This window comes from Ktedonobacter racemifer DSM 44963 (assembly GCF_000178855.1).
Lineage (GTDB): Bacteria > Chloroflexota > Ktedonobacteria > Ktedonobacterales > Ktedonobacteraceae > Ktedonobacter > Ktedonobacter racemifer.
Window position 1 is genome coordinate 2,723,356 of record NZ_ADVG01000002.1, and the last position, 23,345, is coordinate 2,746,700.

General features: G+C 55.4%; 18 protein-coding genes. 4 read left to right on the forward strand and 14 right to left on the reverse strand.

Annotated elements, in window-relative coordinates; genetic code table 11:
• Positions 1-9: 9 nt before the first annotated feature.
• From purM to KRAC_RS62650, 3 genes are all read right to left on the reverse strand, one after another.
• On the reverse strand, positions 10-1,947 hold the full coding sequence (purM, locus tag KRAC_RS74695; protein ID WP_007913134.1) for a phosphoribosylformylglycinamidine cyclo-ligase: 1,938 nt from the start codon (positions 1,945-1,947) through the stop codon (positions 10-12).
• Positions 1,944-4,964, reverse strand: a complete 3,021-nt coding sequence (gene purL, locus KRAC_RS28140) for a phosphoribosylformylglycinamidine synthase subunit PurL (protein WP_007913135.1) — start codon at positions 4,962-4,964, stop codon at positions 1,944-1,946. The genes purM and purL overlap by 4 nt, the downstream gene beginning before the upstream one ends.
• A 506-nt stretch (positions 4,965-5,470) precedes the next feature.
• Entirely contained in the window at positions 5,471-6,898 is a 1,428-nt protein-coding gene (locus tag KRAC_RS62650; protein ID WP_007913137.1) for an N-acetylmuramoyl-L-alanine amidase, read from the reverse strand.
• Between the two features lie 349 nt (positions 6,899-7,247).
• Here KRAC_RS62650 and KRAC_RS69270 point away from each other — a divergent pair, with 349 nt between their 5' ends.
• From KRAC_RS69270 to KRAC_RS28160, 3 genes are read left to right on the forward strand one after another with little or no spacing between them, the layout of a single operon-like run.
• Positions 7,248-7,454 carry an RNA polymerase sigma factor gene (locus KRAC_RS69270; protein ID WP_040444252.1) on the forward strand — a complete coding sequence of 69 codons (207 nt, stop codon included), beginning with the start codon at positions 7,248-7,250 and terminating at the stop codon, positions 7,452-7,454.
• Positions 7,451-7,792 (forward strand): RNA polymerase sigma factor, encoded by a 342-nt coding sequence (locus KRAC_RS66580; RefSeq protein WP_040444253.1) that lies wholly within the window; start codon positions 7,451-7,453, stop codon positions 7,790-7,792. Before KRAC_RS69270 ends, KRAC_RS66580 begins: the two co-directional genes overlap by 4 nt.
• Positions 7,792-9,321: a WD40 repeat domain-containing protein gene (locus tag KRAC_RS28160; protein ID WP_007913139.1), complete on the forward strand. Its 1,530-nt coding sequence runs from the start codon at positions 7,792-7,794 to the stop codon at positions 9,319-9,321. The genes KRAC_RS66580 and KRAC_RS28160 overlap by 1 nt, the downstream gene beginning before the upstream one ends.
• A 73-nt stretch (positions 9,322-9,394) precedes the next feature.
• On the opposite strand, the gene KRAC_RS28165 is transcribed toward KRAC_RS28160, so the two are convergent.
• The 3 genes from KRAC_RS28165 to tilS form a co-directional block, all read right to left on the reverse strand.
• Positions 9,395-10,405 (reverse strand): NAD(P)H-dependent glycerol-3-phosphate dehydrogenase, encoded by a 1,011-nt coding sequence (locus tag KRAC_RS28165; RefSeq protein ID WP_007913141.1) that lies wholly within the window; start codon positions 10,403-10,405, stop codon positions 9,395-9,397.
• 288 nt (positions 10,406-10,693) lie between these two features.
• On the reverse strand, positions 10,694-11,281 hold the full coding sequence (gene hpt, locus KRAC_RS28170) for a hypoxanthine phosphoribosyltransferase (protein WP_007913142.1): 588 nt from the start codon (positions 11,279-11,281) through the stop codon (positions 10,694-10,696).
• A 26-nt stretch (positions 11,282-11,307) separates the two neighbouring features.
• Positions 11,308-12,771 carry a tRNA lysidine(34) synthetase TilS gene (gene tilS, locus KRAC_RS28175; protein ID WP_007913143.1) on the reverse strand — a complete coding sequence of 488 codons (1,464 nt, stop codon included), beginning with the start codon at positions 12,769-12,771 and terminating at the stop codon, positions 11,308-11,310.
• Positions 12,772-12,936: 165 nt separating this feature from the next.
• Between tilS and def the strand changes: the two genes are divergently transcribed.
• Positions 12,937-13,446 (forward strand): peptide deformylase, encoded by a 510-nt coding sequence (gene def, locus KRAC_RS28180; RefSeq protein ID WP_007913144.1) that lies wholly within the window; start codon positions 12,937-12,939, stop codon positions 13,444-13,446.
• 86 nt (positions 13,447-13,532) lie between these two features.
• Here def and KRAC_RS28185 read toward each other — a convergent pair whose 3' ends face one another.
• From KRAC_RS28185 to KRAC_RS28225, 8 genes are all read right to left on the reverse strand, one after another.
• Positions 13,533-13,898, reverse strand: a complete 366-nt coding sequence (locus tag KRAC_RS28185; RefSeq protein ID WP_007913145.1) for a hypothetical protein — start codon at positions 13,896-13,898, stop codon at positions 13,533-13,535.
• Between the two features lie 98 nt (positions 13,899-13,996).
• Positions 13,997-15,545 (reverse strand): ISKra4-like element ISKra4 family transposase gene (locus KRAC_RS28190; protein ID WP_007903554.1). Its coding sequence is split into 2 segments (ribosomal slippage): positions 13,997-15,196 and positions 15,198-15,545, totalling 1,548 coding nucleotides; the frame shifts between segments, so codons are not numbered across the junction.
• Between the two features lie 229 nt (positions 15,546-15,774).
• On the reverse strand, positions 15,775-16,677 hold the full coding sequence (locus KRAC_RS28200) for a phytanoyl-CoA dioxygenase family protein (protein WP_007913147.1): 903 nt from the start codon (positions 16,675-16,677) through the stop codon (positions 15,775-15,777).
• 74 nt (positions 16,678-16,751) lie between these two features.
• The gene (locus KRAC_RS28205; RefSeq protein WP_040444254.1) at positions 16,752-19,307 is read right to left on the reverse strand and encodes an ATP-binding response regulator; all 2,556 of its coding nucleotides are present in this window, start codon (positions 19,305-19,307) and stop codon (positions 16,752-16,754) included.
• 89 nt (positions 19,308-19,396) lie between these two features.
• On the reverse strand, positions 19,397-20,017 hold the full coding sequence (locus KRAC_RS28210; RefSeq protein WP_007913148.1) for a chemotaxis protein CheW: 621 nt from the start codon (positions 20,015-20,017) through the stop codon (positions 19,397-19,399).
• 53 nt (positions 20,018-20,070) lie between these two features.
• Entirely contained in the window at positions 20,071-20,469 is a 399-nt protein-coding gene (locus KRAC_RS28215) for a response regulator transcription factor (RefSeq protein ID WP_007913149.1), read from the reverse strand.
• A gap of 365 nt (positions 20,470-20,834) precedes the next feature.
• Positions 20,835-21,644, reverse strand: coding sequence for a hypothetical protein (locus KRAC_RS28220; protein ID WP_007913151.1), 810 nt, complete (start codon positions 21,642-21,644; stop codon positions 20,835-20,837).
• Between the two features lie 164 nt (positions 21,645-21,808).
• Complete coding sequence (locus KRAC_RS28225; protein WP_007913153.1) at positions 21,809-22,966, reverse strand: sensor histidine kinase; 1,158 nt, start codon at positions 22,964-22,966, stop codon at positions 21,809-21,811.
• Positions 22,967-23,345: the final 379 nt, after the last annotated feature.

Genomic DNA, 23,345 nt, shown 5'->3' on the forward strand with positions numbered 1-23,345 from the left:
GCGCACGCACTAATGAATAAGAACGGCACCCTGTCCCTCGCGAATGGTGCCGATCTGGACCAGCTCGGGAAGGATGCTGCGCGCCTCAAGCGCGCTCTTGGGTGAGAGCACAAATATCATGCCAATACCCATATTAAAGGTTCGATAGAGTTCTTCTTGAGGCAGACTGCTCAAGCGTGCCAGGAGCTGAAAGAGCGGCGGCACCTGCCAGGAGCCGGTTTCGATCTCAGCCTGGGTACCAGGGGGCAGGACACGCGAGATATTGCCCTGGAAACCGCCGCCTGTGATGTGTGCCATACCCTTGATGAAGCGACCACGATCCGCCAGATAGGAGCGAATTTCCTGCACCTCGCGCAAATAGCAGCGATGGGGGCGCAGGAGCGCGTCTGCCAGCGGCTCTCCCAGTTCAGGATAGACAGTATCGAGCGAGGTCTGGGCGAAGAGCTTGCGCACCAGCGAGTAGCCATTCGTGTGCAGACCGCTGGAGGGTAGGCCCAGGATATAATCTCCTACACTGATCGTGCTGCCATTGACGATCTCGTCCTGCTCTACGATACCAACAATGGTTCCCGCCAGGTCGAAGGCGCCGGGCATATACACGTCGGGCATCTCGGCAGTTTCGCCACCGAGCAGGGCACAGCCAGCCTCTTTACAGGCCTCGGCCACTCCCTGGACGATTCTGGCGACTTGCACCGGGTCAAGCTTATTGACGGCGACATAATCCATAAAGAAGAGCGGGCGTGCACCCATCATCAGCAGATCATTTACCGAATGGTTCACGATATCGTAGCCGATGGTGTCATAGCACTTAGCCTGGGCCGCGATTAAGGTTTTGGTACCCACACCATCGGTGGAGGAGACCAGGGCCGGACGACGCATTTTATCGAGCGCGTGCAGGCTCATCGCGCCCGCGAAAGCGCCGACGCTCTCCAGCACCTCGGGTCCATGCGTGGACTGGACAGCCTTCTTCATCAGGCGCACGGCCTGCTCGCCCGCGATGACATCGACGCCACTCTCGGCATAAGAGAGCGGGGTAATCGTGACGCTGGGAGCCTGGGCCGCGCTTGTGGCGCTACTAGCTCCCGCAACACTCTGAGAAGCCAGGGGCGAGGCCTCTGGACGGCTCACCGGCGTCACGCCTTCACCGCTGACGAACTTCTGCGCATAGTTAAAGGCATTCTGGAAGATGAGCAGGCCATCGCCGATATCGCCCGTGAGGGAGCGGCGCTGGGGATGCTGAAGCGCGCTCACAAAGCGCTCTGGATGAGGCATCAGGCCAAAGACGTTGCCCTGAGCGTTACAAGCGCCCGCGATGTTGTCCATCGAGCCATTGGGGTTGGCAGGGTACTGAACCATCTCGCCAGTGCGACCGGCGGGCGTGGCGTAGACCAGGGGAAGCTGACCGCTGGTATGCAGTTCGCTCAGGTCGCCGTTATACACAAACTGGCCCTCGCCGTGGGCCACAGGGAACTCGACGGGCTTGTCGATCCCCTGCGTAAAGACGCAGTTGCTTGGCTGGGTGACAAGCGTGATCCAGCGACATTCAAACTGTGCCAGGGCATTCTCGGTCAGCGAGGCCCGCGCCACGTCGCCCGCGCCATCACTTACCAGGACGCCGGGCAGCAGACCCGCGCGTACCAGGACCTGGAAGCCGTTACAGACGCCCAGGACCAGGCGACCATCGGCCACAAAGCGGCGCAATTGATCGCCCAGGTGAATGGTCAAGTTCTTGGCCAGCAGCGTGCCCGCGCCCAGGTCATCACCATAGGAGAAGCCGCCGGGCAGGGCGAGAAAATGATATTCTAGCAGAGACTCTGGATTCTTTAACAACTGGTTGATATGCACCAGCTCTGTCTCAAAGCCCACCAGGCGACAGGCATACGCCATCTCCCGGTCACAATTGATGCCAGGGGCGCGCAGAACGAGCGCGCGTGGTTTCCTGGTCATGCCTGTCCTCCCTTCCATGACTCTTGCAGTTCCTCAACGCTAACGTTAATCAGCTCTTCGTCGCCGTCCTGGACAATGAAGCGTGGAGTATTGGTCACCATGCCCAGGTAGGTCAGATCGGCGGCACCCGCGGCACGCATATGCTGCTCAAAGGTGCTCAACTGCTCAGGCGTAACCTCGACGATAAAGCGCGAAGGAGACTCGCTAAAGAGTCGCACGATATCGCGCGCATGTGGATGCACCTCGTTGAGAGCCGCGCTCTCGCGTCCAACCTGCGCCACATCCAGTTTGACACCCAGCAGGCTCGCCAGCGACATCTCGGCCGCCGCGACCGCCAGGCCACCTTCTGAGAGATCGTGACAGGCGCGCACCAGGCCCTGGCGAATGGCTTCGCCAAGCGCCTTCATGGTCGTATACGCGCGCTCAATATGCACCGTTGGTACCGAGGTACGCGGCACAAACGCCTTGAATGAAGCCTGGTCGATCACCTCGGTATAGTGCGAACCCGCCAGCTCGTTGCGCGTCTCGCCAACGAGGTAGAGCAGGTTGCCCGGCGTCTTGAGCGACATATCGACGCTCTTGCTCGCGTCCTCGATCACGCCGACCGCTGAGATCACTAGAGTCGCGATCACGGGCAAACGCTTGCCATCGGCGCGATACTCGTTATTCAGGCTATCTTTACCGGAGATGAACGGCACTTTAAAGCCGACCGAGGCATCATAGCAGCCCTTCACGGCGCGCACCAGCGTGCCAAGCTGCTCGGGATCATTGGGATTGCCCCAGCAGAAGTTATCTAGCACAGAGGTACGGGTGATGTCGCCACCGACGGCGGTCAGGTTGCGCAGGGCCTCGTCAACGGCATTGAGCGCCATCTGATAGGGGTCAACCTTGCCATAGAGCGGGTTGACGCCGTTTGAAAGCACGATACCGGCCTTCGTCGGCTCACCGACAATAGGCCGGAGCACCGCGGCGTCGCCTGGGCCATTGCCCGCGCGTCCCACCATGGGTTTGAGCACTGTCGCGCCCTGGACCTCGTGGTCATAGCGGCGCACCACATCCTCCTTCGAGGCAATGTTCGCGTGGCGCAGCAGCGTCAGGAGAGTTGGGGTAATCGAATGCGTGATGGCCTCGGCGTTGCCCTCTGTCCACTGTGAAGGCTGAGCAGTCGCGCTCTCTGGTCGTGTCCACAGCGCTTCAAGCGTCTTGATGGGATTGCCATCATGCAGGAAGTCCATGGCGATATTGGCGATCACCTCGTTCTGATAGGTCACCGTCAGGAGCTGATCGCTGGTAAACTCGCCGATGATGCTGGCCTCGACCTCTTCGATGGCACAGATGTCCAGCAGTTCCTGCAAATGCTCCTGGGGAACCGCCAGCACCATGCGCTCCTGAGCCTCGGAGAGCCAGATCTCCCAGGGCGCCAGGCCCTGATATTTGAGGGGAGCTTTGGTCAGCTCTACGCGCACGCCAGTCTTCGAACCCATCTCGCCCACAGCGGAGGAGAAACCGCCCGCGCCGCAGTCAGTAATCGCGTGATAGAGGCCACGGTCACGTGCCTGGATGATCACGTCGGTCACTTTTTTCTCAGTGATGGGCGCGCCAATCTGGACAGCCGTCCCGGCCTGGGTATTGATCTCATGGCTCATCTCACCGGAGGAGAAGGTCGCGCCATGCACACCGTCGCGGCCGGTACGTCCACCGAGGACGACCACCAGGTCACCCGGATCAACCTTGCTGGGATGGCTTCCATGGGGCAACATGCCCAGGCAGCCACAGAAGACGAGCGGGTTATAAGTGTAGCCGGGATGGTAGAGCACCGCGCCATTGACCGTGGGGATACCCATCTTATTGCCATAGTCACGCACACCATTCACCACACCGCTGGCGATGCGCCGTGGAGGTATGATGCCTTTGGGCAGCGAGGCGCTCTCGGCCTCAAGTGGCCCGAAACAGAGGATATCGGTACAGGCAATCGGCTCCGCCGAGACGCCAACGACGTCGCGGATCACGCCACCCACGCCCGTATTCGCACCACCAAAGGGTTCGATGGCCGAGGGGTGGTTGTGCGTCTCTACTTTGAAGGCGATATCGTGTGTATCGGTAAAGCGCACGATACCCGCGTTATCGCTGAAGGCCGAGACCAGGTCGGGATGCTGGACCTCGTTGGTGGCACGCATGATATAGCTCTTGAGCAGGCCACGGATGGTCTCATTCTCGGCCTCGTTTCCCTGGGCATCCAGCTCGCGGTAGGCAATGGTCGCCTTAAAAGTTTTATGCGAACAATGCTCTGACCAGGTCTGGGCCAGGGTCTCCAGCTCGATATCGGTTGGCTCGCGTCCCTGCTCGCGGAAATGCTGCTGAATGACGCGCATCTCGTCCAGACTCAGCGAGAGCAGACCTTTTTTACTGACCTCGAGCAATTGCTCATCACTCATCTGGGTGAGCGGAATTGTTGCCACCTGAGAGCCTGCCACATCGGCGACTGGCACGGCCTCAGACGTATTTGCGGCCTCGGGCTGTGAGCCATTGCCATGCGCCGGATGGAGTTCATAATGCTGAATCACGGGATTATAGAGCAAGGCATCGGCGAGGGTACTTACTTCGGCCTCGCTCAAGCGCTCATCCAGCAAATAGCGTCTCCCCGTCTCCACACGCGCAATACCAGTCAGGCCCAACATACGTGCGCCCTCCAGGACGCTCTCGGCCAGGGTATCGGTTACACCAGGGTGAAAAAAGACATCGACCGTATGCGCGGTGTCGGCATAGGTCGATAAGTGAGCTTCCTGGATAACCGGGTCGGTAAGCAACTCCTGGGAGAGCCGCTCAACGTCCTGGGGTGAGAGTGAGCCAATAAGGTGATAGAGTTGAGCTGTATGAAGGTAAAGCGGGGCATCAGCGATAGTAGCAAGCGATGGAAGAGAATCTATCGATAATTGTGCGATGTCACGAGCAAGTTGACGGGCATGCACATCGTGGCGCTCCGCGGTTGCTCGCACTTCAATATGATATGATGTCACGTTTCTGTTTCCTGGCTGGCATTATAGCTTAAGAGGAAACCAGGGCCACTGTTGCGGCTAGCGCTCACGCGCCGGGTTTCCTGATAGGTAGCAGGTTGCATACAAAACAAGTCACACGTATCCCATCCATGCCATAGATCTTATTCCGAAACCCAACGCCACTAGTGTGTCTAGCGCTTCGCGCTCAGGGTGTTCGGAGACGAAGATAATGACTATAAGCGACCTCATCTGGTGGGACAAATTCATTGTAACACTAAGGGCCAGAGTCTAGCAAATTACCTGGAGCAAGAAGTAGAGCTTCACAAACGTCATTCATGCTCTTGCAGATCGGCTCGCAGGCTCGCCTCTGGGTAAGAGGGATTGCCCGCGTAGCACATCCAATCCCTCTTACCCAGAGCCCCGCAGGCGCGAAAACGAATGCCCAAAAGAAGCGATGGAAAAGGGAAAGCCAGGCGGAGCACCATCGCCTGGCTTTCGGAAAGTAAGTAGGGTATCTGGGAAGTGCTCTACGAGTTGGGACGGCGTGTCAGGATGCGCTTCATCAAGTCGGTGAAGCCACTGTTTTTGACTACCCCATCCAGCAATATGCCCAGTGATGATTTGGGGGGAGCCTCCAGAGAGGGGAAGGCATTCCCAAATGGATCGGAGTTAGGCTGGTTATTGTAGGGTTGGCCATAAGTAGACTGGTTATATCCAGGTTGGTTGGGTATCTGGCTCACTGGATCAGGCTGGTAGTAGCCTTGATCCTGCGAGTAGGGTTGGTACGGCGCATTATAGGTATTGGTATCCGCAGGTACCTGGCTCGCTGGATCAGGCTGACCATAGCCCTGGTCCTGTGGATAGGATTGGTATGGCGCATTATAGGTATCGGTGTCCGCGGGCACCTGGCTCGCTGGATCAGGCTGGTTATAACTTTGATCCTGCGGAAGGGGTGTATTGTTTGTATCCGCGGGTACCTGGGGTGTCTGCGGGACGGTCTGGCTCTGTGCTGGAGGCGTCGGGGTAGCCTGACCAGGGGTTTGTCCCTGACCTGGTCCCTGGGGCAAAGGCTGATCTATGTGCATCAGGTAGATTGGGCCTGCCCCAGGGGGGCGATCAAAAAGATGATTGGGATCATATGCCAGGATCCCTCGTTCAAAGCGCTGGTAGGAAAACTGAGCACTCGGATTAGGGTAGTATTCGTCCATGAGAGGCATACCCAGGTGTGTCAAACCGTTCTTGCCTGTGCCGCCAAAGCCACAATAAAAGTCGAGCATTCCGCCGAAGATGTAGTAGTTCGTAGCCTTGCAATGCCAGCGACCATTGCCCGCCTGCTCAAAGTAGCGCGCAACGATCTCGTCATTCAGATCAATCATGGCACCATTACCTGTACTTCCTCCGCTGCCACCACTGCTGCCACCGCTGTTGGAGCCACCGCTTCCCAGGTAGGAGATCAATTCATCCCAGGGATAAGGGCCGGGACAGCGGCTACGATTCACGGGATCAATTGAGTAGTGGCCTGTAATGCCGCCATTACCATCGGCGCGCCGCCGGGGAATTTTATGTCGATCACAGATGTGGCTGATCAGGCGGAAGCTTGCCGCCTTCTGCGCATCGGTGATGGTATCTGAATTGTCGGTATGCGGTTTGACATGCTCAATGGAGATCGTTACCCAGTTGGGGTTAATACTTGAGGTCCACCAGGAATCATGCCCGGTACTGATTACGCCATTGCCCCAGGCTCCATCCTTCTCGGAGACACACTGGACGATGGTGCCATCCTGGCCTACGACATAGTTCGCGCTGACATCGGCCGTCTGGAAGTAGGTACCCACATCGCGAGCACTACTAAAGCCCGCAGTACCATGCACGATAATCCACTTAGGGGTATAGCCGTTGCGGTTCGCGAAGTAGTTAGGAGAAGGTATCCACACCGCCCCTGCTTCATCCACCATATACTCACTCCTTCAAAATGTTGATAACCACTTCCTACTCGTTACCGCCCACTTGCTACGCACAACAGGTGAGAGATGATTGATACGCCATAAAGTATACCCCGAGAAAAAAGAATTGCAAAGCGCACAATGTTTAGAGATACTTCCTACAAATTATGCGTAGACTGGCCTCTCAGGCCGATTTATACTATCGGCATCTACATACTTCTTTCTATGGATGTGCGACATGAACTATTGTATTTCCCTAAAAACTTTTTTGGTTTGCGTAAATGTTGTCACAGTCGAAAAAGAGGGAGCGATAATAGGAGTGAAACCCTTAAGGGAAACACCAATAGCCTGAAGGTTAAGAATGCAACAACATGTTGAAAAAGATGGTGAAACCAGCAAATCCGTGGCAGAGGAGCTATTTCACTATCATGCACCCGCTATTTTTGCTTTTTTGCGACGGCAAACTTCCTCCCGCGAGGATGCCGAGGATATTCTGCTGGAGGTCTTTACCGCCGTTATTGAGCAAAAGCGCTTGGCTTATTGCCACAAAGCCAGCAAAGGCAGTTGATCTGGAAAATAGCGCGCAATAAATTGGTGGATGCCTATCGGCGTAATCTACGTCGTCCATCCTCGTCGATAGAGCAGCTGCAAGATGACCTGTTCGCCGATGATGAGCAGGCGCCAGAACAGGAGCTACTACGCCTGGAGGAATATGCTCAATTGCACGCTAAGCTCCAGAAATTGCCGCCTCTCCAGAGGAAGATTCTCAGCCTGCGCTTCAACCACGAGATGCGCAGTCCGCAAATTGCCTCTCTGGTGGGAAAGAGTGAAGCCGCTGTGAGGGCCATCATCTCGCGTACCCTGAACCAGTTGCGCACATTGTATAGAGAAGAAGGTGAGAAGTGATGTCCAGGCACGAAGATTTCTACATCCCTGAGCAGGTCGACGAACAGGTCGACACGCTTCTACAGGCACGTGGAACATCATCACGGGATAAGCGGCTGGCCTCCGATCTCCATGACTTGCTCAAGCACGAGGATGAGGATGCATACTCACTCCAGCGTGTCCTGGGAAAGTTTCTGGAGAACGAAAACCTGACGCAACAACAAACTAAAATTATCCCCTTTAGTGGTCAACGCGTTCAACAACAAGAACAAGGAAGGTTCGTTGCCATGCCTGATATAAAGAAGCAAGCTCGCGCGACCGAGCATCCCCAGCCCATACGACGTGCGCTGACGACACTCGCGGCTGTCCTGGTGCTCACAATTCTGGTCGGCAGTATGATACTCGTCCTGAACGCCGCCCGCCAAAAACAGCAGAGTTCGACAACAGCCAGCTCTAACACGGCAACACCAAAGCCGACAGAACATGAGGGGCAGGTCATTTATACGAAAGAGCTCAATAGTCGCGGCCCAGCGGCAGTCTGGTCGCCCGATGGCAGTCGGGTCGCCGCGGTCATCAATGGGCAAGTAGAGAGTTGGGATGCACGTACGGGACGGCATGTTCAGATCTATCATCTCATGCTGAATCCCTTTGTATGGAATATGGCCTGGTCGCCGGATGGAAATATTCTGGCCATCAATAGCTATTCCAATACCTCTGCAAAGATTGATCTCGTCAATACCAAAACGGGAGCCTTGTTGCACACCTTTGACACATCATCGGTCGTGCTTAACACTAATGGTACCTCGCCCTTGAATGCCACTGGCACGGCGCACACTTCTAAACTGCTGAGCAGCATGCAACCGTTTTCTGGCGGCGGCGGAGCGATGTTTGGTGCGCTTACCTGGTCACCAGATAGCAAATACCTGGCTGCCTCCGCGACGAATGACCCTGCAACCAATCTGGTCAGCATCTGGAATGCCAGCAACGGTTCACAAGTAAAGAGCCTCACAGACTTCCATGGACGCATCCTGGACCTCCACTGGTCACCAGATGACAGCTGGCTCGCGACCACCGCTTATCCAGCCATGGTCTCGCCAGAGGTCAAACTCTGGGATACCAAAACATGGCAGGTCAAAAAGCAGTATGCCAATGTCGTCAGACTGGACTGGTCGCCGAATGGAAAACAGTTGGCGCTAGTCGATGCCCAGGATGGTAATGGGAAAGATGTACGTATTGTCGATGCGCTAAGCGGGCAAACAACGAAACAATTCGCACAAGTAGGAGAAGGGATGGTCATGGCGGTCCACTGGTCGCCAGACGGTAGTCGTATCGCTGTGGAGACGCAGGATAGCGCTGGCTTCAAAATGACGATCACGCTCTGGAGCGCTCAGAGTGGGAAGCTGCTCTACACCTTTTCCAGTCAGCACTCCATTTCTGATGTGGCGTGGTCACCGGATAGTAAATACCTCAGCAGCCTTGAAAGCATATACGTCAAAGATAAAAATGGGAACACCATTACTAAGGCCAACATTTTGATCTGGGTAGCGTAATCACCCTCTGTCCTGAGAGAAAACATGTTGCGCCCCGGCAGCCTGCGGCTGCCGGGGCGCAACATGTTTTCTCTCACATAATTCCTTCGCGTTCGTTTTTGGGGTCGCGCATCATCAGTTCGAGGACGGCCTTGTGGGGGTCGAGGCCCTGGAAGAGGATCTGGCTGAGTTTGGTGGTCAGGGGCATCTCAACGTGGAAGCGCTCGGCCAACTTAAGAGCTGCCCGCGTAATATAGATACCTTCGGCGACTGAATGGGTCGAGGCCAGAATATCGTCCAGCTTCTCGCCAGCAGCCAGGCGGCGTCCCAAACGCTGGTTGCGGCTGAGAGGGCTGGCGCAGGTCGCAATCAGGTCACCGATGCCAGCCAGGCCCACGAAGGTCATGGGATTGGCACCAGCGGCGATGCCCAGGCGCGCGATCTCCGCAACGCCACGCGTGATAAAGGCCCCCTTGGCGTTATCCCCATACTCAAGCCCCTCGGTCATGCCCGCGCCAATGGCGATAATATTCTTTAAGGCGCCTCCCAGTTCAACACCCACCACGTCATCTGAGGTATAAATACGCAGGTGGCGCGTGGTCAACAGATCGCGGCAGGCAATGGCGACCTCAGTGCTCTGGCTGGCGATGACGGCAGCGGTAGGCTTCTCCCGTGCGACCTCGGGCGAGAGGTTGGGACCGCTCAACACGGCGATGCGCCCGGCTGATTCAGGCAGTTCTTCGGCGATGACCTCACTCATACGCTTGAGGCTCTCGATCTCGACGCCTTTGCTGGCACTGACGAGCAAGGTCTCGGACCCAAGGTGGGGCGCGACAAGGCGCAGGTTTTCGCGCATGCGCTGTGAGGGCGTAACCAGGATCAACATCTCTTTCTCACGCACAGCCTCGCCAATCTCGGCAGTGACACACAGCGTCTCCGGGAAAGTGATTCCTGGCAGGAACATTTTGTTCTCGCGTTGCGACTGCATCTCTTGCGCACGCGCGGCCTGATGGTCCCAGAGCGTGGTGGCAATTCCTTTCCTTGCCAGCAGCAAAGCCAGGGTTGTGCCCCAGGCACCACTTCCGATTACACCTACTGCTACCATGTCGTCTTCGTCTCCTCTATCAGATACTACCTATCAGGAAACCTGAGCGCGCTTGTCCCCGAATGGGGGAAGCGCTAGTCACCCCATGAGGGGCACGGCGACCTGACGTTGGTTTCCGCATAAGATCTTAGTCTGTTAGCTAGCTATACATTCAGGCTCATTGTAGCATAGAACGCATTGATAGAGGGAGAGCCTTCCTTCCGCGCTTGCGGCGTGCATGGGTAAAGGGCCTGGTGGTGGTCGGGCTCCGCCCGACCACCACCAGGCCCTTTACCCATGTGTACCTTCTTAAATTGCCTGAGTTTCGGCGGGGCTGGAGTGTTGCTCTTCGGGCTCCGTTCCCTCATAGACGGAGGGCTTGAGGATGCCAATATAGGGAAGGTTGCGGTAGTACTGGGAGTAGTCCAGGCCATAACCTACAACAAATTTATCGGGAATAGTGAAGCCAGTATAGTCGACCGGTACCTCTTTTAGGCGCGTGCGTTCCTTATAGAGTAGAGTGCAGATGCGCAGACTCAGAGGATTGCGGCGGCGAATGACATCTACCAGGTAGGCCAGGGTGAGGCCACTGTCGATGATATCCTCGATGATGAGGATATGCTTGTTATCGATAGGTCCTTCCAGGTCTTTGAGGATGCGGACCACGCCGCTGGAGTGGGTGCTATTGCCGTAGCTGGCAACGGCCATGTAATCGAGTTCCAGGGGAAGCTCAATGGCACGCGCCAGGTCGGCGATGAAAGGAACTGCTCCCTTCAATGTACCCAGGAGCAGCAGGTGTTTACCCTGGTAATCTGCGGTAATCTGCTGACCAAGCTCCTGAACCTTGGCTTGAATTTGTGCCTCTGAGTAAAGGACCTCAGAAATATCTTGATGCATTTGTTTTCCTCGTTTAATAAAATTTTTTACATATCGTAGCGTCGCTGCATGGTGAGGTGGAGCAGGTGACGGGTCTCGCCTGTCAGGCGGACACGGTCATCGATACATACTCCTCCTAGCCAGATACATTGCGCACGCGAGAAGATAAGCGGAATGTGATCACGCTCCTGGCGCGGGATATGCTGGTCTACGCATATATCCTGCACCTTTTTGCCATGCGCCATCCCCAGGGGACGAATACGGTCTCCCGCCCTCCTGGTGCGCACACGGAGAACTGAGTCGAGATGTATTCGATCAATATATACAGAATATCTGTTGGATGCAAGTTTGTGCCAGGTTCGAGTCACGTCTTTCGTACGCAAGCTCTCCAGTATCTCGGCCTCTTCTTCGGCAGACACAAATTCAGCGCGTACCAGCCATGGAGTACCGGGCACCGCCACCTCGCCCGGCACTGGCAAGATAACCTCGGTGTTATTCTGAACGATCTGGAGCGATTGTTGCTCTGTCACACGCTTGAGCAGCACCTGCTCACCCTGGCGCCAGAAATGTAGCTGACCCGGCAGGTGGAGCGTGAGTGCCTCGCCTGTCTCCTGGCTTAGAGCCTGCTCAATCAGGGTATAGTGACGTAGTTCGAACGGCGATTGGCCCGCGCATAAGTTGGCACTGGCCCGGCGCCAGAGGTGGCGTTGCAGGCTTAAGGGTAAGGCCAACAGCGCTGAGCGGCGTAGGGCGATAGTCTCAGTCTCTTCATGCGAGATGACGGCTGACCAGTGCTGATCGACCTGGACCTCGATCCAGGCCACGTCGACCTGCATGACCTCTGAGTTGCGCAGGAGCGTGGCACAAATATTGGGATTGAGTTGCTCCAGGAGGGGAAGGAGTTCATGGCGGACGCGGTTGCGCTGGTAGCGAAGATCGGCATTGCTGGCATCTTCGAGGGGAGTCAGGCCATGTTGAGCGCAGTAGGCCAACGTATCCGCGCGTGTGAAGATGAGCAGGGGGCGGATAATATCCTGCTGGCGCGGCTGCAAACCACTCATGCTGGCGATGCCGCCGCCACGTATCCAGTGGAGCACGAGCGTCTCCACCTGGTCGTCCTGGTGGTGAGCCACCGCGATAGGATCGCCAGCCGCGACCCGGCGCAGGAAGCGATAACGCGCCTCGCGCGCCGCCTCCTCCAGCGAGAGGTGATCACGCTTTGCCAGTACCTGGATATCCTCTTCGCCAAGAGTTACGGGAAGTCCCCAGGTGCGCGCCAGCTCGGCCACTGCCGCAGCATCCTGGCTGCTCACTGGCTCGCGGAGGCGATGATTGAGGTGCGCGACATGCAGTTGGAGGGTGGGATAACGCTTGCCGGATCCACACAGGCTCCGCAAGAGGTGGAGCAGGCAGAGCGAGTCGGCCCCCCCTGAGACCGCGACAACTAACCTGCCGCCAGAGGCTGGTAGGAGCCGTTGCTGGTCGATAAACGCGGCCAGCGCATCTCTCATAGATGCGACTCGCGCCTCTGATCTCTCCTGTGCTGACATAAAGATTGCGCCTGCGACCTTTCATATGATACTATATAGGCCAATTATAGTGGCAGTGCATGGTTACTCACAAGGGGGCCCTCTGCCCAGAGTGCATTAGTGCAGTGCAGGGGATAACAATTTCCAATGGCTATGCGTCAAATTATTACATCTGAAAATCCAATTTTGCGCCAGAAGGCCAAGAAGGTGCATCGCTTCGATGCCTCGCTCCAGAAGCTCGTCGACGATATGTTTGAGACGATGCATGCGAGCAACGGGGTTGGATTAGCAGCCCCCCAGATCGCGCTCTCGATCCGCGTCTTCGTCGCTGAGTACGAGGGACGCAGGGTCGCAATCTTCAATCCCGAGATTGTTAAGGCCGAGGGCGAGGAGCGCGGCCAGGAAGGATGCTTGAGCATCCCTGGCTATTTAGGAAACAATATTCGCCGCGCGGCAAAAATCGTCGTCAAGGGTGTTGACGTCAAAGGCAAGCCCGTTCGCGTCAATGCCGAAGGCTGGTTCGCGCGCATCCTCCAGCATGAGATCGACCACCTGGATGGTATTCTCTTCCTGGACCGCCTGGATAGCCCGGATGACCTCCTCGAAGTCCAGCCAGAGGAGTATGAAGAAGCCGAAGAAGCCGCCATTATCGAATAGAGAATTTGTTGGATAAATGGTAAGAGGTTGGCTGGGCTGCCGTAGGCAGCCCAGCCAACCTCTTACCATTTATCCAACAGTTTAATTTATAGCTTCTGCTGTTTGTGTACCATAGGCAGGCCATGCTTACCCAGCCCCTGTGCGCAACTCTGGCAGACATAAAAACCTTCTTCGCGGTAATGAAGTTCACCCACGGAAAAATGAAGATAGCAGATGCCGCAACGCGTCGCATCGGACTGGCTCGCGATCTGGCGATCATGCTCAAACAGCTCGTGGAGAGACTGAATCATCTGATCAAAATCAAATGACTGACCACTATAGTATCCCTTCTCCGGGGTCAGCGACGCGGGAGATTGGAGCTGCCCGGTGAGATGCCCGGTACGCTCACGGCGAAAGCTGTGGCCATTGCTCGCCGCCCCACTGCTATAGTGGGAGGAAGAATGATTACTCAAGAGACATCTCCATACATAGTAACTACCGATAAGACTTTCCGTTAATTATACCTTTGGCACAGGTAGAAATCAAGGAAGCCTTCGCAGCCGGGTGCGGTTCATTTTTTTGCATAGCGTCCATCTTGGATAGCTCGCTGGGAAAAGGTCTGCCGTCCCCAACGCCTCTGTCCCTCGGTCCGTCCTTTGGGAGCCATTGAGGTTGGGGGAGGGGAGGGGAAACACGCCAGGATAAGAGGCAAAGGCAAGCGCCAGAAAGTTTGCTGCAAGCGAAGAGAGGCTTTGGCCAAAGCCGCTTGACTGCGTGCGCGAAAACGTTGGAGGCGGCTGGTGTGCCAACTCGCCCTGACCACATGCCAGTCCTGGGTCCATCGGTTACTGCACAAGGTGGTTCGCAGGGCCAACATCGCATTCACCTGAGGACGTGCCCAATGCATCCCTGCTCCTTTGAGGCGAGCTTGCACCACCAGTTTGTTGCCGCTTTCCGCGATCCCTGATCCAATAGGCCAGCCACCTGCCCGATACTGCTGATACTGCATCTGCCCTTCCCGTTTGTGCAGATAGGCCACCTTCTCGAGCATCTCGTCACCTGGAGTTGATGCGCTCAGCCGCCGCACTTCCTTGAGTACGCTTGTCGGTCCATCCTCCTTGAGCTTATGCCACTGCTCGCTTACCCATGTCGGCGGCAATGGCACTCCGGCGTTTTGGGCCAGGGTTGCGATCTCACTGATGTATTGAGCGGCATGCGCAAAATCCAGAATACGCACTGCATCGGCACGATGGCCTTGCACAAATCCCTGAATCCATTCTGCTCCATCGTTGATGGCGGCTACCTCTCTGGCTTGATCGACTCGTCGCCGCTGGATCTCGAAGGACGCCAGATCTCCAAAGGTTTCGGCATCAGCCAGACGGGCAAAATAACTCAGCTTCTCGCAATGCGGCTCACCTGACTTCGTTTGGCATACCTCGCCAATTGTGACCATTTTGACCTCCGCCCACTCGTTTGGCAAAACGGGGATCAACACCCCATCTGTTGCCATCGCCTGCCGCGGCGCTGCCTGTTTGGGCTGCTCACTCCCTTGCCCTGGGCAAGCGTATTGATCCTGCCACTGTTGCAAGCATGCTCCTGCCTGTTCAGTGAGTCGGCGCACCGTGCTCTTACTGACCTGGACTTTCAAAAGGGTTTCCAGGTGTGTGGCTGCGCAGGCATATGGCACCATGCTTCCCAACAAGACCAATCCCTGGTGGGCATGAGGCGTCAGTCCACTCGAGGGCAGATTCAGTTCTTCATCCAGGGGGAAAAAGCCCGCTTCCACACTGCGGGCACGTTCCATACCGTCGGCTGAGTTTGACCTCTTGGCCCCCTTGCGTTGCCAATCTTCGCTCGTGCTTACCTCGCGCCTGTAAGTCCGCTCCACACTGCGGGCAACGGGGACGCTTCTCTGCTTCTTGTCCACTCCAATCCCGTTTGGGACTCTGTTGAGCTAGGTCAGCTAACATCTGGGCCCGCATGCCTGAGAGCCGAGCATCCAGCTCGTCTTCGATCTCTTGGAATGTCGCTGTTGGGTGCTCTTTGCGCCACGCTTCCATTTCTTCAAAGACGCTCTCGCTGAGCAGTCTCCAGACTTCGGCGAGTGAGGATTTTTCCATCGGCAACCTCCTTGCTGGCTTCTTCCTGTTTTTTTATCTTATCATTTCCCCTTCCTCTTCGTCCCAATCGCTGAGTTTGCAAAAAAATGAACCGCACCCTTCGCAGCCTACCAGGCCTTGTCAGTTCTTGTCTCGGCTCGTTACGCCCGCCAGGGGTAAGGTATGTGTGGAAAACGGCTCTGCCGTTTTCCACACATACCTTACCCCTGAGCGCCGCAGGCGCGAAGGATTAGAGGCCGTCTGTATCTGACCAGTTGTTGTTCCAGCGGGGATCAACCTGGTCTTTGAGGCGCTGAAAGCGGATATCTGTAGAGAGGCGGATACGTCCATGAGCATCGTTGTTCACGGTAGCCGCATGGAGCATATAGGGGCTATGCATCACCATATCACCGGCCTCATAGTCGGCGGCCAGCCAGCGCGTATTAAATTTCTCAGCCATCTCAGGTAAATTGGCGCTGATCCATCCCCCCGCGCGCATGTTCTTGTTATAGGCGCTGATGCGCTCTGCAAAAGGCAGTTCGGCATTTTTCGCGCTAAATTCGGCCTCCATCTTGCGTCCAAGCGCGTCGGAACCCTCCAGGTAGACCAGTCCTCCCATCTGTGGCGGACAATCGCCTAGCGGTATCCAGCTACTACAGAGCTGGTTAGTGCCTGCACGCAGATAAATAAGGTCATAGTGGGCGGCGGTACAGTTCTTTTCTCCAGGAACGTTATGGCGAATCAGGCGCCGCTGCAAGAGATGCGGCTCCGCCTCCAGGAAAGAGGTGTAAAACTGCCAGAGGCGCGGTGTCTTGCACAACGCTTCATACTCGTGCCAGCGTACGGCCTCATTGAGAAGCTGGCTCGCACACGCACGATCCACTGGCCCACCACTATAGAGCCCCTCCACGGGATCGCTGCCCTTAGCAAGCAAACCACAGGTCTGAAACTGGGTAAAATAGTGACGGCGGAAGGCTAGAATCTCCGCACGATCGAGAATGCCCTTGAACCAGATATATCCCTGCTCTGCATAGATCTCGTGCAGCTTTTTCAGCGGAAGGCGTGGATCAGTCGGCGTCAGCCAACCCAGGCGCTCGGGAGCAGTTGAGAGCGTATATCCATTGCTCACTAACGGTTGCGATATTGTTGTCACTTGTCCACTCCTTTTTCGTCTTTTCGCAGTCAAAATGACATCATGGAACGTTTTTGGCTAACGTGGAAGTGTGATTAATCGCCTTCGGACGCGCTAGCCTCCTGATTCATCGTGGAGGTCCCTACCGACTTCTTGAGGGCTTGCTGCACCTTCTCAAGCAGCAGTTCCAGGGGGCAGGGCTTGGTGAGGTAGCCGAAGGCGCCCAGCTCCATGGCATGCTTCATGTGTTTCTCGGAGGAGCGCGAGGTCAGCATGATCGTCTTGACGGTCGATAGTTCGGGGCGCAGACGCATCAAATTCAGCAGATCATAGCCATTGAGGTTAGGCATCTCGATGTCGAGCAGCAACACGTCTGGGACATGGACCTGTAAGAGTTCAAGGGCCTCCAGGCCATCACTGGCTTCCATGACATTATAATGGGCATGGGTCAGGGTCTGACGCAAGGAGAGACGCATCGAGACCGAGTCGTCCGCGATCAGAATACGTGGGGCCTGGGCCTGGCCGGAATGTGCTCCTTGCGGCACGTATGGACTCTCCTCGTGCTCCTTCAGCTCATGCTGGTGCGTGGTATAGATCTTAATCAGCTCTGGCAGTTCCAGGACCAGCAACACGCGCTCATGCCCATCGATGGCGGTACCTGCCAGACCAGGACGGCGCAGGTGCGCTGGAAGCGGTTTAATGACGAATTCAGCATCGCCTATCACCTCGTCGACGGCGATGCCAACCTCGCGATGCGCCCCCCAGCGCGGCAACACCAGCAGCGTCTGTCCACTTACCTGTGGCGCAGAGGCCGTCTCGGGAGCAGACGACAGCGACATATCCAGCAGATCATTCAAGTTGAAACGCAGATCTAGCTGCTCACGAGTACTATCGCCGAGGCGCTGCACCTGGGAGAATGGTACGACAACTCTCTCGCCGCCACAACGTAGCAGGAGGCAATGGGTAGAGCCACGCGAGGTTGGAAGATAGAGATGGAAGCTCACGCCTCCCTGGGCGTTACGCTCAAGGGTGACTTTGCCATTGAGCCGCTGCACTGGCTTGTGGATGAGCGTTAGCACGCCACCGGGCAGGGCCGTGGAGAAACCAATCTCAAGTTCCAGCTCGCTTCCCTCCTGGGAGGCATGGAGCCAGACACGATACTTTTCCCCCTCGCGCCTGGTCCCGGCCTCTTCGCTCTCCGCCAGTACCTCGCGCACACAGGTTTGTAGTAGGTAGACCAGCGGCTCAGTGAGTACCGTTAGCACCTCCTGGTCGACCTCAAGCGTCTCACCCTTCACCTCAAACTGCACCTGGGCGCTGGTAAACCATTGGAGGGCTTCACCCAGGCGAGGCATGATAACGCTCAGTGGCGTCAGGCGCATGAGGCGCAGGTCATTACGCACGTTGATGACCTGGTTCAGGCAATCGGCAATGACCTGGTTATAGCGTTCGACCGAGTTCTGGACATGTGCGGTGGCCATTGAAACATCGGCCACCGCCTCGCGAAAAGAGCGTAGAAGCATATCTTTTTCGTCATAACGCTCCATGTTCAGCTCATCTAAACGCCACTGGCTGGTGAGGCCGGGTTGCTTAAATTGGCGTAGTATGGGCTGGGTATATTTGGGGCGCTGGGGAACAATCGAATGTTCTTTGACACTCTGTTTCTCTTGCAGGATGCGGCGAATAAGCGACGAAGAAGAGAGAAACTCACCGGTGGCAGGGGCCTCTTTCTCTGGCAAGAGAGCATTGGCCAGGAGCGGCTCAAGTTGTTGCAGGCGTATCTGTGCGGCCTGGAGTTCCTGCATAGCGCCCTCAACCTGGCTTTGCGCCTGTTCTAGCGGCATCCGTTGCCCAATCAGATTCTCGGAATGTTGTAGCAACTGGTCAAAACGCCGCTGCTCGACCCGCATCGAGGAAGAGGACGCAGAGGTCAGTTCCTCAGCGATTGCACCTGAAGGGGTATTCCCTTTCAGCTCATACGGAGCCATGGGCTTTACCGGGCGCATCAGTTCGCGTGCCAACGTGACCTGGTCACTCTCTTCAAACTCCTCATCCTCACGTTCTGCGGGGAGCAGATGGAGTTCGTTTAATAGAGCCTCAAGTCCCTCGCGTGGCTGCGTGCTCTCATTCCCTTGCTGGATAAAGCCCTCAAGCGTGACTTCAAGTGCATGTGCTCCATGAACCAGGGCGTTCAAGGCCAGAAATGGCTCGACGCGCCCAGCCAGCACATATTCGCTGATCTCTTCCAGATAGTGCGCGATAGTTGAGAGATTACTGCATTCAACCATACCCGCCGAGCCGCGAATCTTGTGAGCGGCACGTTTGACCGTTACCAGGCGGGCGCTATCGATAGAGGTGCCATCCTGCTGCTCCAGTTGGTTCAGCGCCCGACGTATACGCGCGATATCTTCCTCGACTTCATCCACAAAGATAACGAGCATATCGTCGAGGGTGTCTTCAATAGGAGAGGAGACTGTGGGAAGCGTAAACAGCCCTGGCTCGCTATCCTGCTGCCAAGGCGAGTCATCCATCTCCTCAAAGGCCTTAATAATAGCCAGGTCCTCAGGCGTAAGTTCCTGCTCGTGAGCAAAATCGAAGGAGTTCTCGATATCTTTATCTTGCCAGGGCAAGGGGTGCTTGTCGTTCTCCATAGTTGGGTGTCTTTACGCTACTTCTTGTCGTGCGGCCCTTAAGCTACAAGGGTCGCCCACACTCGAAAAAAGAGAGCCACTATAGCCAGCTAGATTGTTAGCGATTGAATAATATGCTGAAAGAGAAGGTCACTATCAAGTAGCGGCGTTTCTGACTCTACTTTACCCTTTATCACGCCATTAGGCAAGTGGGACGAGGATGAGGCAGGAGAATTTAAGGCCTGGAATGTCTCCTGCGGGAGGTGAATGGGGATCGCATCCATCACATAAAGGCCCAGGACAACTCCCTCGTGACCCGCGATGAGGAGCAGGCCCACGCCTCGAGAGGCGGCTTCACGGTCAGCGACAGACTGTGTGAGATATGCCTCAAGGTCCACAATAGGAAGAATTTCCTCGCGCCAGGCACGTACGCCAAGCATCCAGGGAGGAGAGGTAGGAAAAATGGAGAAGTGATAGGGAGACGAGATCACCTCGAGCAGCACCTCCAGTGGCAAAATGCAGCGCCCCTGACGCAAATGACATTCAAGGTATTGCTCATGTAAACCTGTAGCAGGCGTGGCGAACGTCTCAGCCATTGAGTGAGCCAGCGACCAGAACTCATCATCACTCAATTGCTCCAGGGTATGGGGCGGAAGAATAGGTGGCTGATGTCCACCATCCACTGCTGCCTCCGGTCGCGTGGGCATTCCCTGATTAAATGACTCGTTCATTTTCGCCCTGTGCATCCCTTCTTCATCGGCTGATCCTGGACGTTTATGATCCGCTAATTTGAAGCTGACGAGGCCGGTGCCCTAAGATGCGAATCGATTACCGCGATAATTTCCTGGGTCTTAAAGGGCTTAGGTATGTAATCTTTCGCGCCCGCCAGGCGTCCTTTGAGGCGATCGATAACGCCATCACGCCGCGAGAGCATCACAATCACGGTATGCGCAAATTGAGGCCTGGCTTTGAGACGGCGCGCAACCTCATATCCATCCATCTTGGGCAGGCCAATGTCTAATAAGATCAGGTCTGGAATCTGGGCCTCGGGCAACGTGAGCCAGCGCATAGCCTCTACGCCATCTGGAAACCCCTGCACCAGATAGCCCTCGCGCCCCAGACATGTCTCAATGATTTTGCGCACAGTAGCAGAGTCATCGATAACCATAATAAACTTGCGCATAGAAAGTTCCTCTTTCTTCCTCACCAATACGTGATGCCAGGAGCCTTTCCCGGTAGAAGGAAAGGCAGCATCACCCCTCCTACATCATGGACGCCTTCTCGTTCGACGTTCAACGAACCCAGGTCAGCCTGGCACATGACAACGTCATCTCTCCCTTGCCACCTGTTTAAATGTCTCTCGTAAATGCTCTCTTCTCTTCGAGTATCCCTTGATGAGTTACTTAGAGTGGATGTTACCACAGAATCCCACTTTGTTTCAATCTGTATCGTGTAAAAAATTACTTAAAAAACGGCTATTTAATGGCTATTTATTTACCCTCTTTTCGATCAGGAGCACGGAAGTCCAAAAATCCTATGCTCGTGCCATTACTCCTGTTTCGTATATGGCAACTCTTTTAAAAAGCGTTCCAGGACACGCAGGCGATACTGCTGGTTAAGATCTACAATAGTGGACGACTTGCCTTTGCGCAGGCGCTGCAACTCATTTGTCACCATCTCCACAAGTATAGGTATGTCTTCTTGCCAGATCATATCCAGCAGAATCTCAGAGAGATCTTCCTCAATCTCGCGATTATCCAGGCGTTTCAACCAGAACGTCACCAGGCGCGTGAGCCAGTGCTGGCGCTCTTCCTTGCTCAGGAGGGGTGTGACATTGCTATCATATCCCAGGCTACTACTGGCCTCGCTCAATAGGGTCGCCAGGTCGGGAATGACTTCATCCATTGAGTGATCTAGCAGACGTATCAGAGTGGCATTCCGCTCCTTGAGACGTTCATCCAGCACAATCGCATAGATGCCAAGGGCATTATAGTAATCATATTGCAGTGTACGCTGCTCCGCCTCAAACAACAACTCCTCCAGATCAGTGGTAATCACGGTAACGCTCTCACGCTGGCGCAGACGCTCACTATACCGCTCCACACGCTGGCGGTACTTCTCCAGGTCCATGGGAGGCGCGGCCGGGTGACGCGAGGAAGGAAGAATTACGACTTCCTCGATATTCTCCTCATCCCAATCGTCGAGCCGCAAATCTTTATCTTCCTTCTCCACTATTCTGCTTAACAAGGCAGCCATCTCGGTTAATAACTCTGGGTGCCTTTGAAGCAGTTCCTCAAGTAATTGGACCATTTGCTGCTTACTCGTACTATTAAGACGAGCCTGTAATTCTGGCTCCATAGCCCCTCATCCTGCCTTCCCTGGTGGTATGCATACTCTTTGTGCTACATCGCAAGCTTACAACAAGAATTGATAGCTATCTATGAAACGTACCAATCAGTAAAGACGACGCAGAGAAGGTGTGAAGTGATAATTATCCGACGCTGCCTTGCCTGAATACGCTACTAGCCAGGTATAATCGGGAGAGTAAAGCTAAAAATACTACCCTTTTCAACTGTACTTTCGGCCTTGATACTACCACCATGTGCCTCAACCACCTGGCGGGCAATGGCGAGACCCAGACCGGCACCACCACCACCACCGGGGCCAATAAAGTTGGCTTTAGCGCGGGCGCGATCTACTTTATAGAAGCGTTCAAAGACGCGGGCCAGATCCTCCTCGCGCATCCCCATACCGGTATCTTGCACGAAGAAGCTCTGTCTCGCCTGTTCGCCTTTCACTCTCGTCGTACCCACTGTGATCTTACCACCTGAGGGAGTAAACTTGATGGCGTTATGTACTAGATTAAACAGGACACGCGTGATTAATTTGCTGTCCACGTGCACTTTTGTCGTTCCCTGCTCAATATCTGTCAGCAGACTCACGCGGTGCCGCTGGGCCAGGGGAAGCATACGGGCCATGACCTCGCGCACCAGTTGCTCAGCCTCGACGAACTCAAAGTTCATAGGCACCTGGCCAGCCTCCAGGCGTGATAGCTCTAAGAGTTCCGCGACCATGCTCGAAAGGTATTGGAGTTCGGTCTCAATCTTATTGAGAAACTGGAGTGAGCGCTGAGAATCGGTCTCGATCACATCCTCAAGCGTCTCGGTAAGTAAAAGCGCTGAAGTCAGTGGCGTGCGTAGCTCATGCGAGATATTGGCGAGAAACTCGCGCTGAATACTCTCTAAACGCTGCATCTCTGCCATATCTTCGATACTTAAGAGAAAATACAGACTTTCAGGCTCTTCTGCCCTGGTGTGTACCACGTGTTCTTCCTGGTGCGCCTCGCTGCCAGGCTCATATTTTGCGCGTGTCTTGCTCTGGTGCTCAAGGGGAGCCACCGTTACATGCCAGGTCACGTTACTCCGCGTACGCTCGATACTGGCCTTCTGTGTGGTACCGCTCTGTACGCACTCGCGTGCCAGACGCGCGATAGCCTCATTATTTAAGAGGTGGCTGATCGTTTCGTGGCGGGCCAACCGTTCTTTGCCACATAACTTTAGCGCGGCCGCGTTGACCTGTACAACTTTCAAGTCACGGTCGAGAACAAACGCTGCCAGTGGCACCGCCTCTAGTAAACTCGTAAACATATGGCGATAGTTGATCGTGGTCTTGCCTGTCACAGCCTTTTGCCGTCCTCACTATCATGATTAGGTGTCTTCTTATCTAGAAGACATTCTAGTATAAACGCATTTATGGGTGGGACGCAAACCTGGACTATTTTCCGGGGTGTGATCATTTTTTGCACACTCATTCTCGGTAGGTCGGGCTGAAAAAACATGCCGCAGATGTTACAATGTCTCAAAAAATGGCAACGTTCGACACAATCCAGCTTTGCTCCTGAAACTGCCCCAGCACCTCACCTCTCCTCATCGCCTTAACGCCTAAGATATGGCAGTACTACTCTACTCTCACCCATTGTTTCCTCAGGTGTGTGATCTTTTCCGATCACACACGTTTCTCTAAGAGAGAAGTTGGTTCGGAGAGAATGGAAAGCCCTTG

What these genes read in the sequence shown, in the direction of transcription:
- purM (WP_007913134.1), bottom strand. Translation starts at nt 1,947, where the DNA reads ATGACCAGGAAACCACGCGCGCTCGTTCTGCGCGCCCCTGGCATCAAT.
- KRAC_RS62650 (WP_007913137.1), bottom strand. Translation starts at nt 6,898, where the DNA reads ATGGTGGATGAAGCAGGGGCGGTGTGGATACCTTCTCCTAACTACTTC.
- KRAC_RS69270 (WP_040444252.1), top strand. Translation starts at nt 7,248, where the DNA reads ATGCAACAACATGTTGAAAAAGATGGTGAAACCAGCAAATCCGTGGCA.
- KRAC_RS28160 (WP_007913139.1), top strand. Translation starts at nt 7,792, where the DNA reads ATGTCCAGGCACGAAGATTTCTACATCCCTGAGCAGGTCGACGAACAG.
- KRAC_RS28165 (WP_007913141.1), bottom strand. Translation starts at nt 10,405, where the DNA reads ATGGTAGCAGTAGGTGTAATCGGAAGTGGTGCCTGGGGCACAACCCTG.
- hpt (WP_007913142.1), bottom strand. Translation starts at nt 11,281, where the DNA reads ATGCATCAAGATATTTCTGAGGTCCTTTACTCAGAGGCACAAATTCAA.
- tilS (WP_007913143.1), bottom strand. Translation starts at nt 12,771, where the DNA reads ATGAGAGATGCGCTGGCCGCGTTTATCGACCAGCAACGGCTCCTACCA.
- def (WP_007913144.1), top strand. Translation starts at nt 12,937, where the DNA reads ATGGCTATGCGTCAAATTATTACATCTGAAAATCCAATTTTGCGCCAG.
- KRAC_RS28205 (WP_040444254.1), bottom strand. Translation starts at nt 19,307, where the DNA reads ATGGAGAACGACAAGCACCCCTTGCCCTGGCAAGATAAAGATATCGAG.
- KRAC_RS28210 (WP_007913148.1), bottom strand. Translation starts at nt 20,017, where the DNA reads ATGAACGAGTCATTTAATCAGGGAATGCCCACGCGACCGGAGGCAGCA.
- KRAC_RS28215 (WP_007913149.1), bottom strand. Translation starts at nt 20,469, where the DNA reads ATGCGCAAGTTTATTATGGTTATCGATGACTCTGCTACTGTGCGCAAA.
- KRAC_RS28220 (WP_007913151.1), bottom strand. Translation starts at nt 21,644, where the DNA reads ATGGAGCCAGAATTACAGGCTCGTCTTAATAGTACGAGTAAGCAGCAA.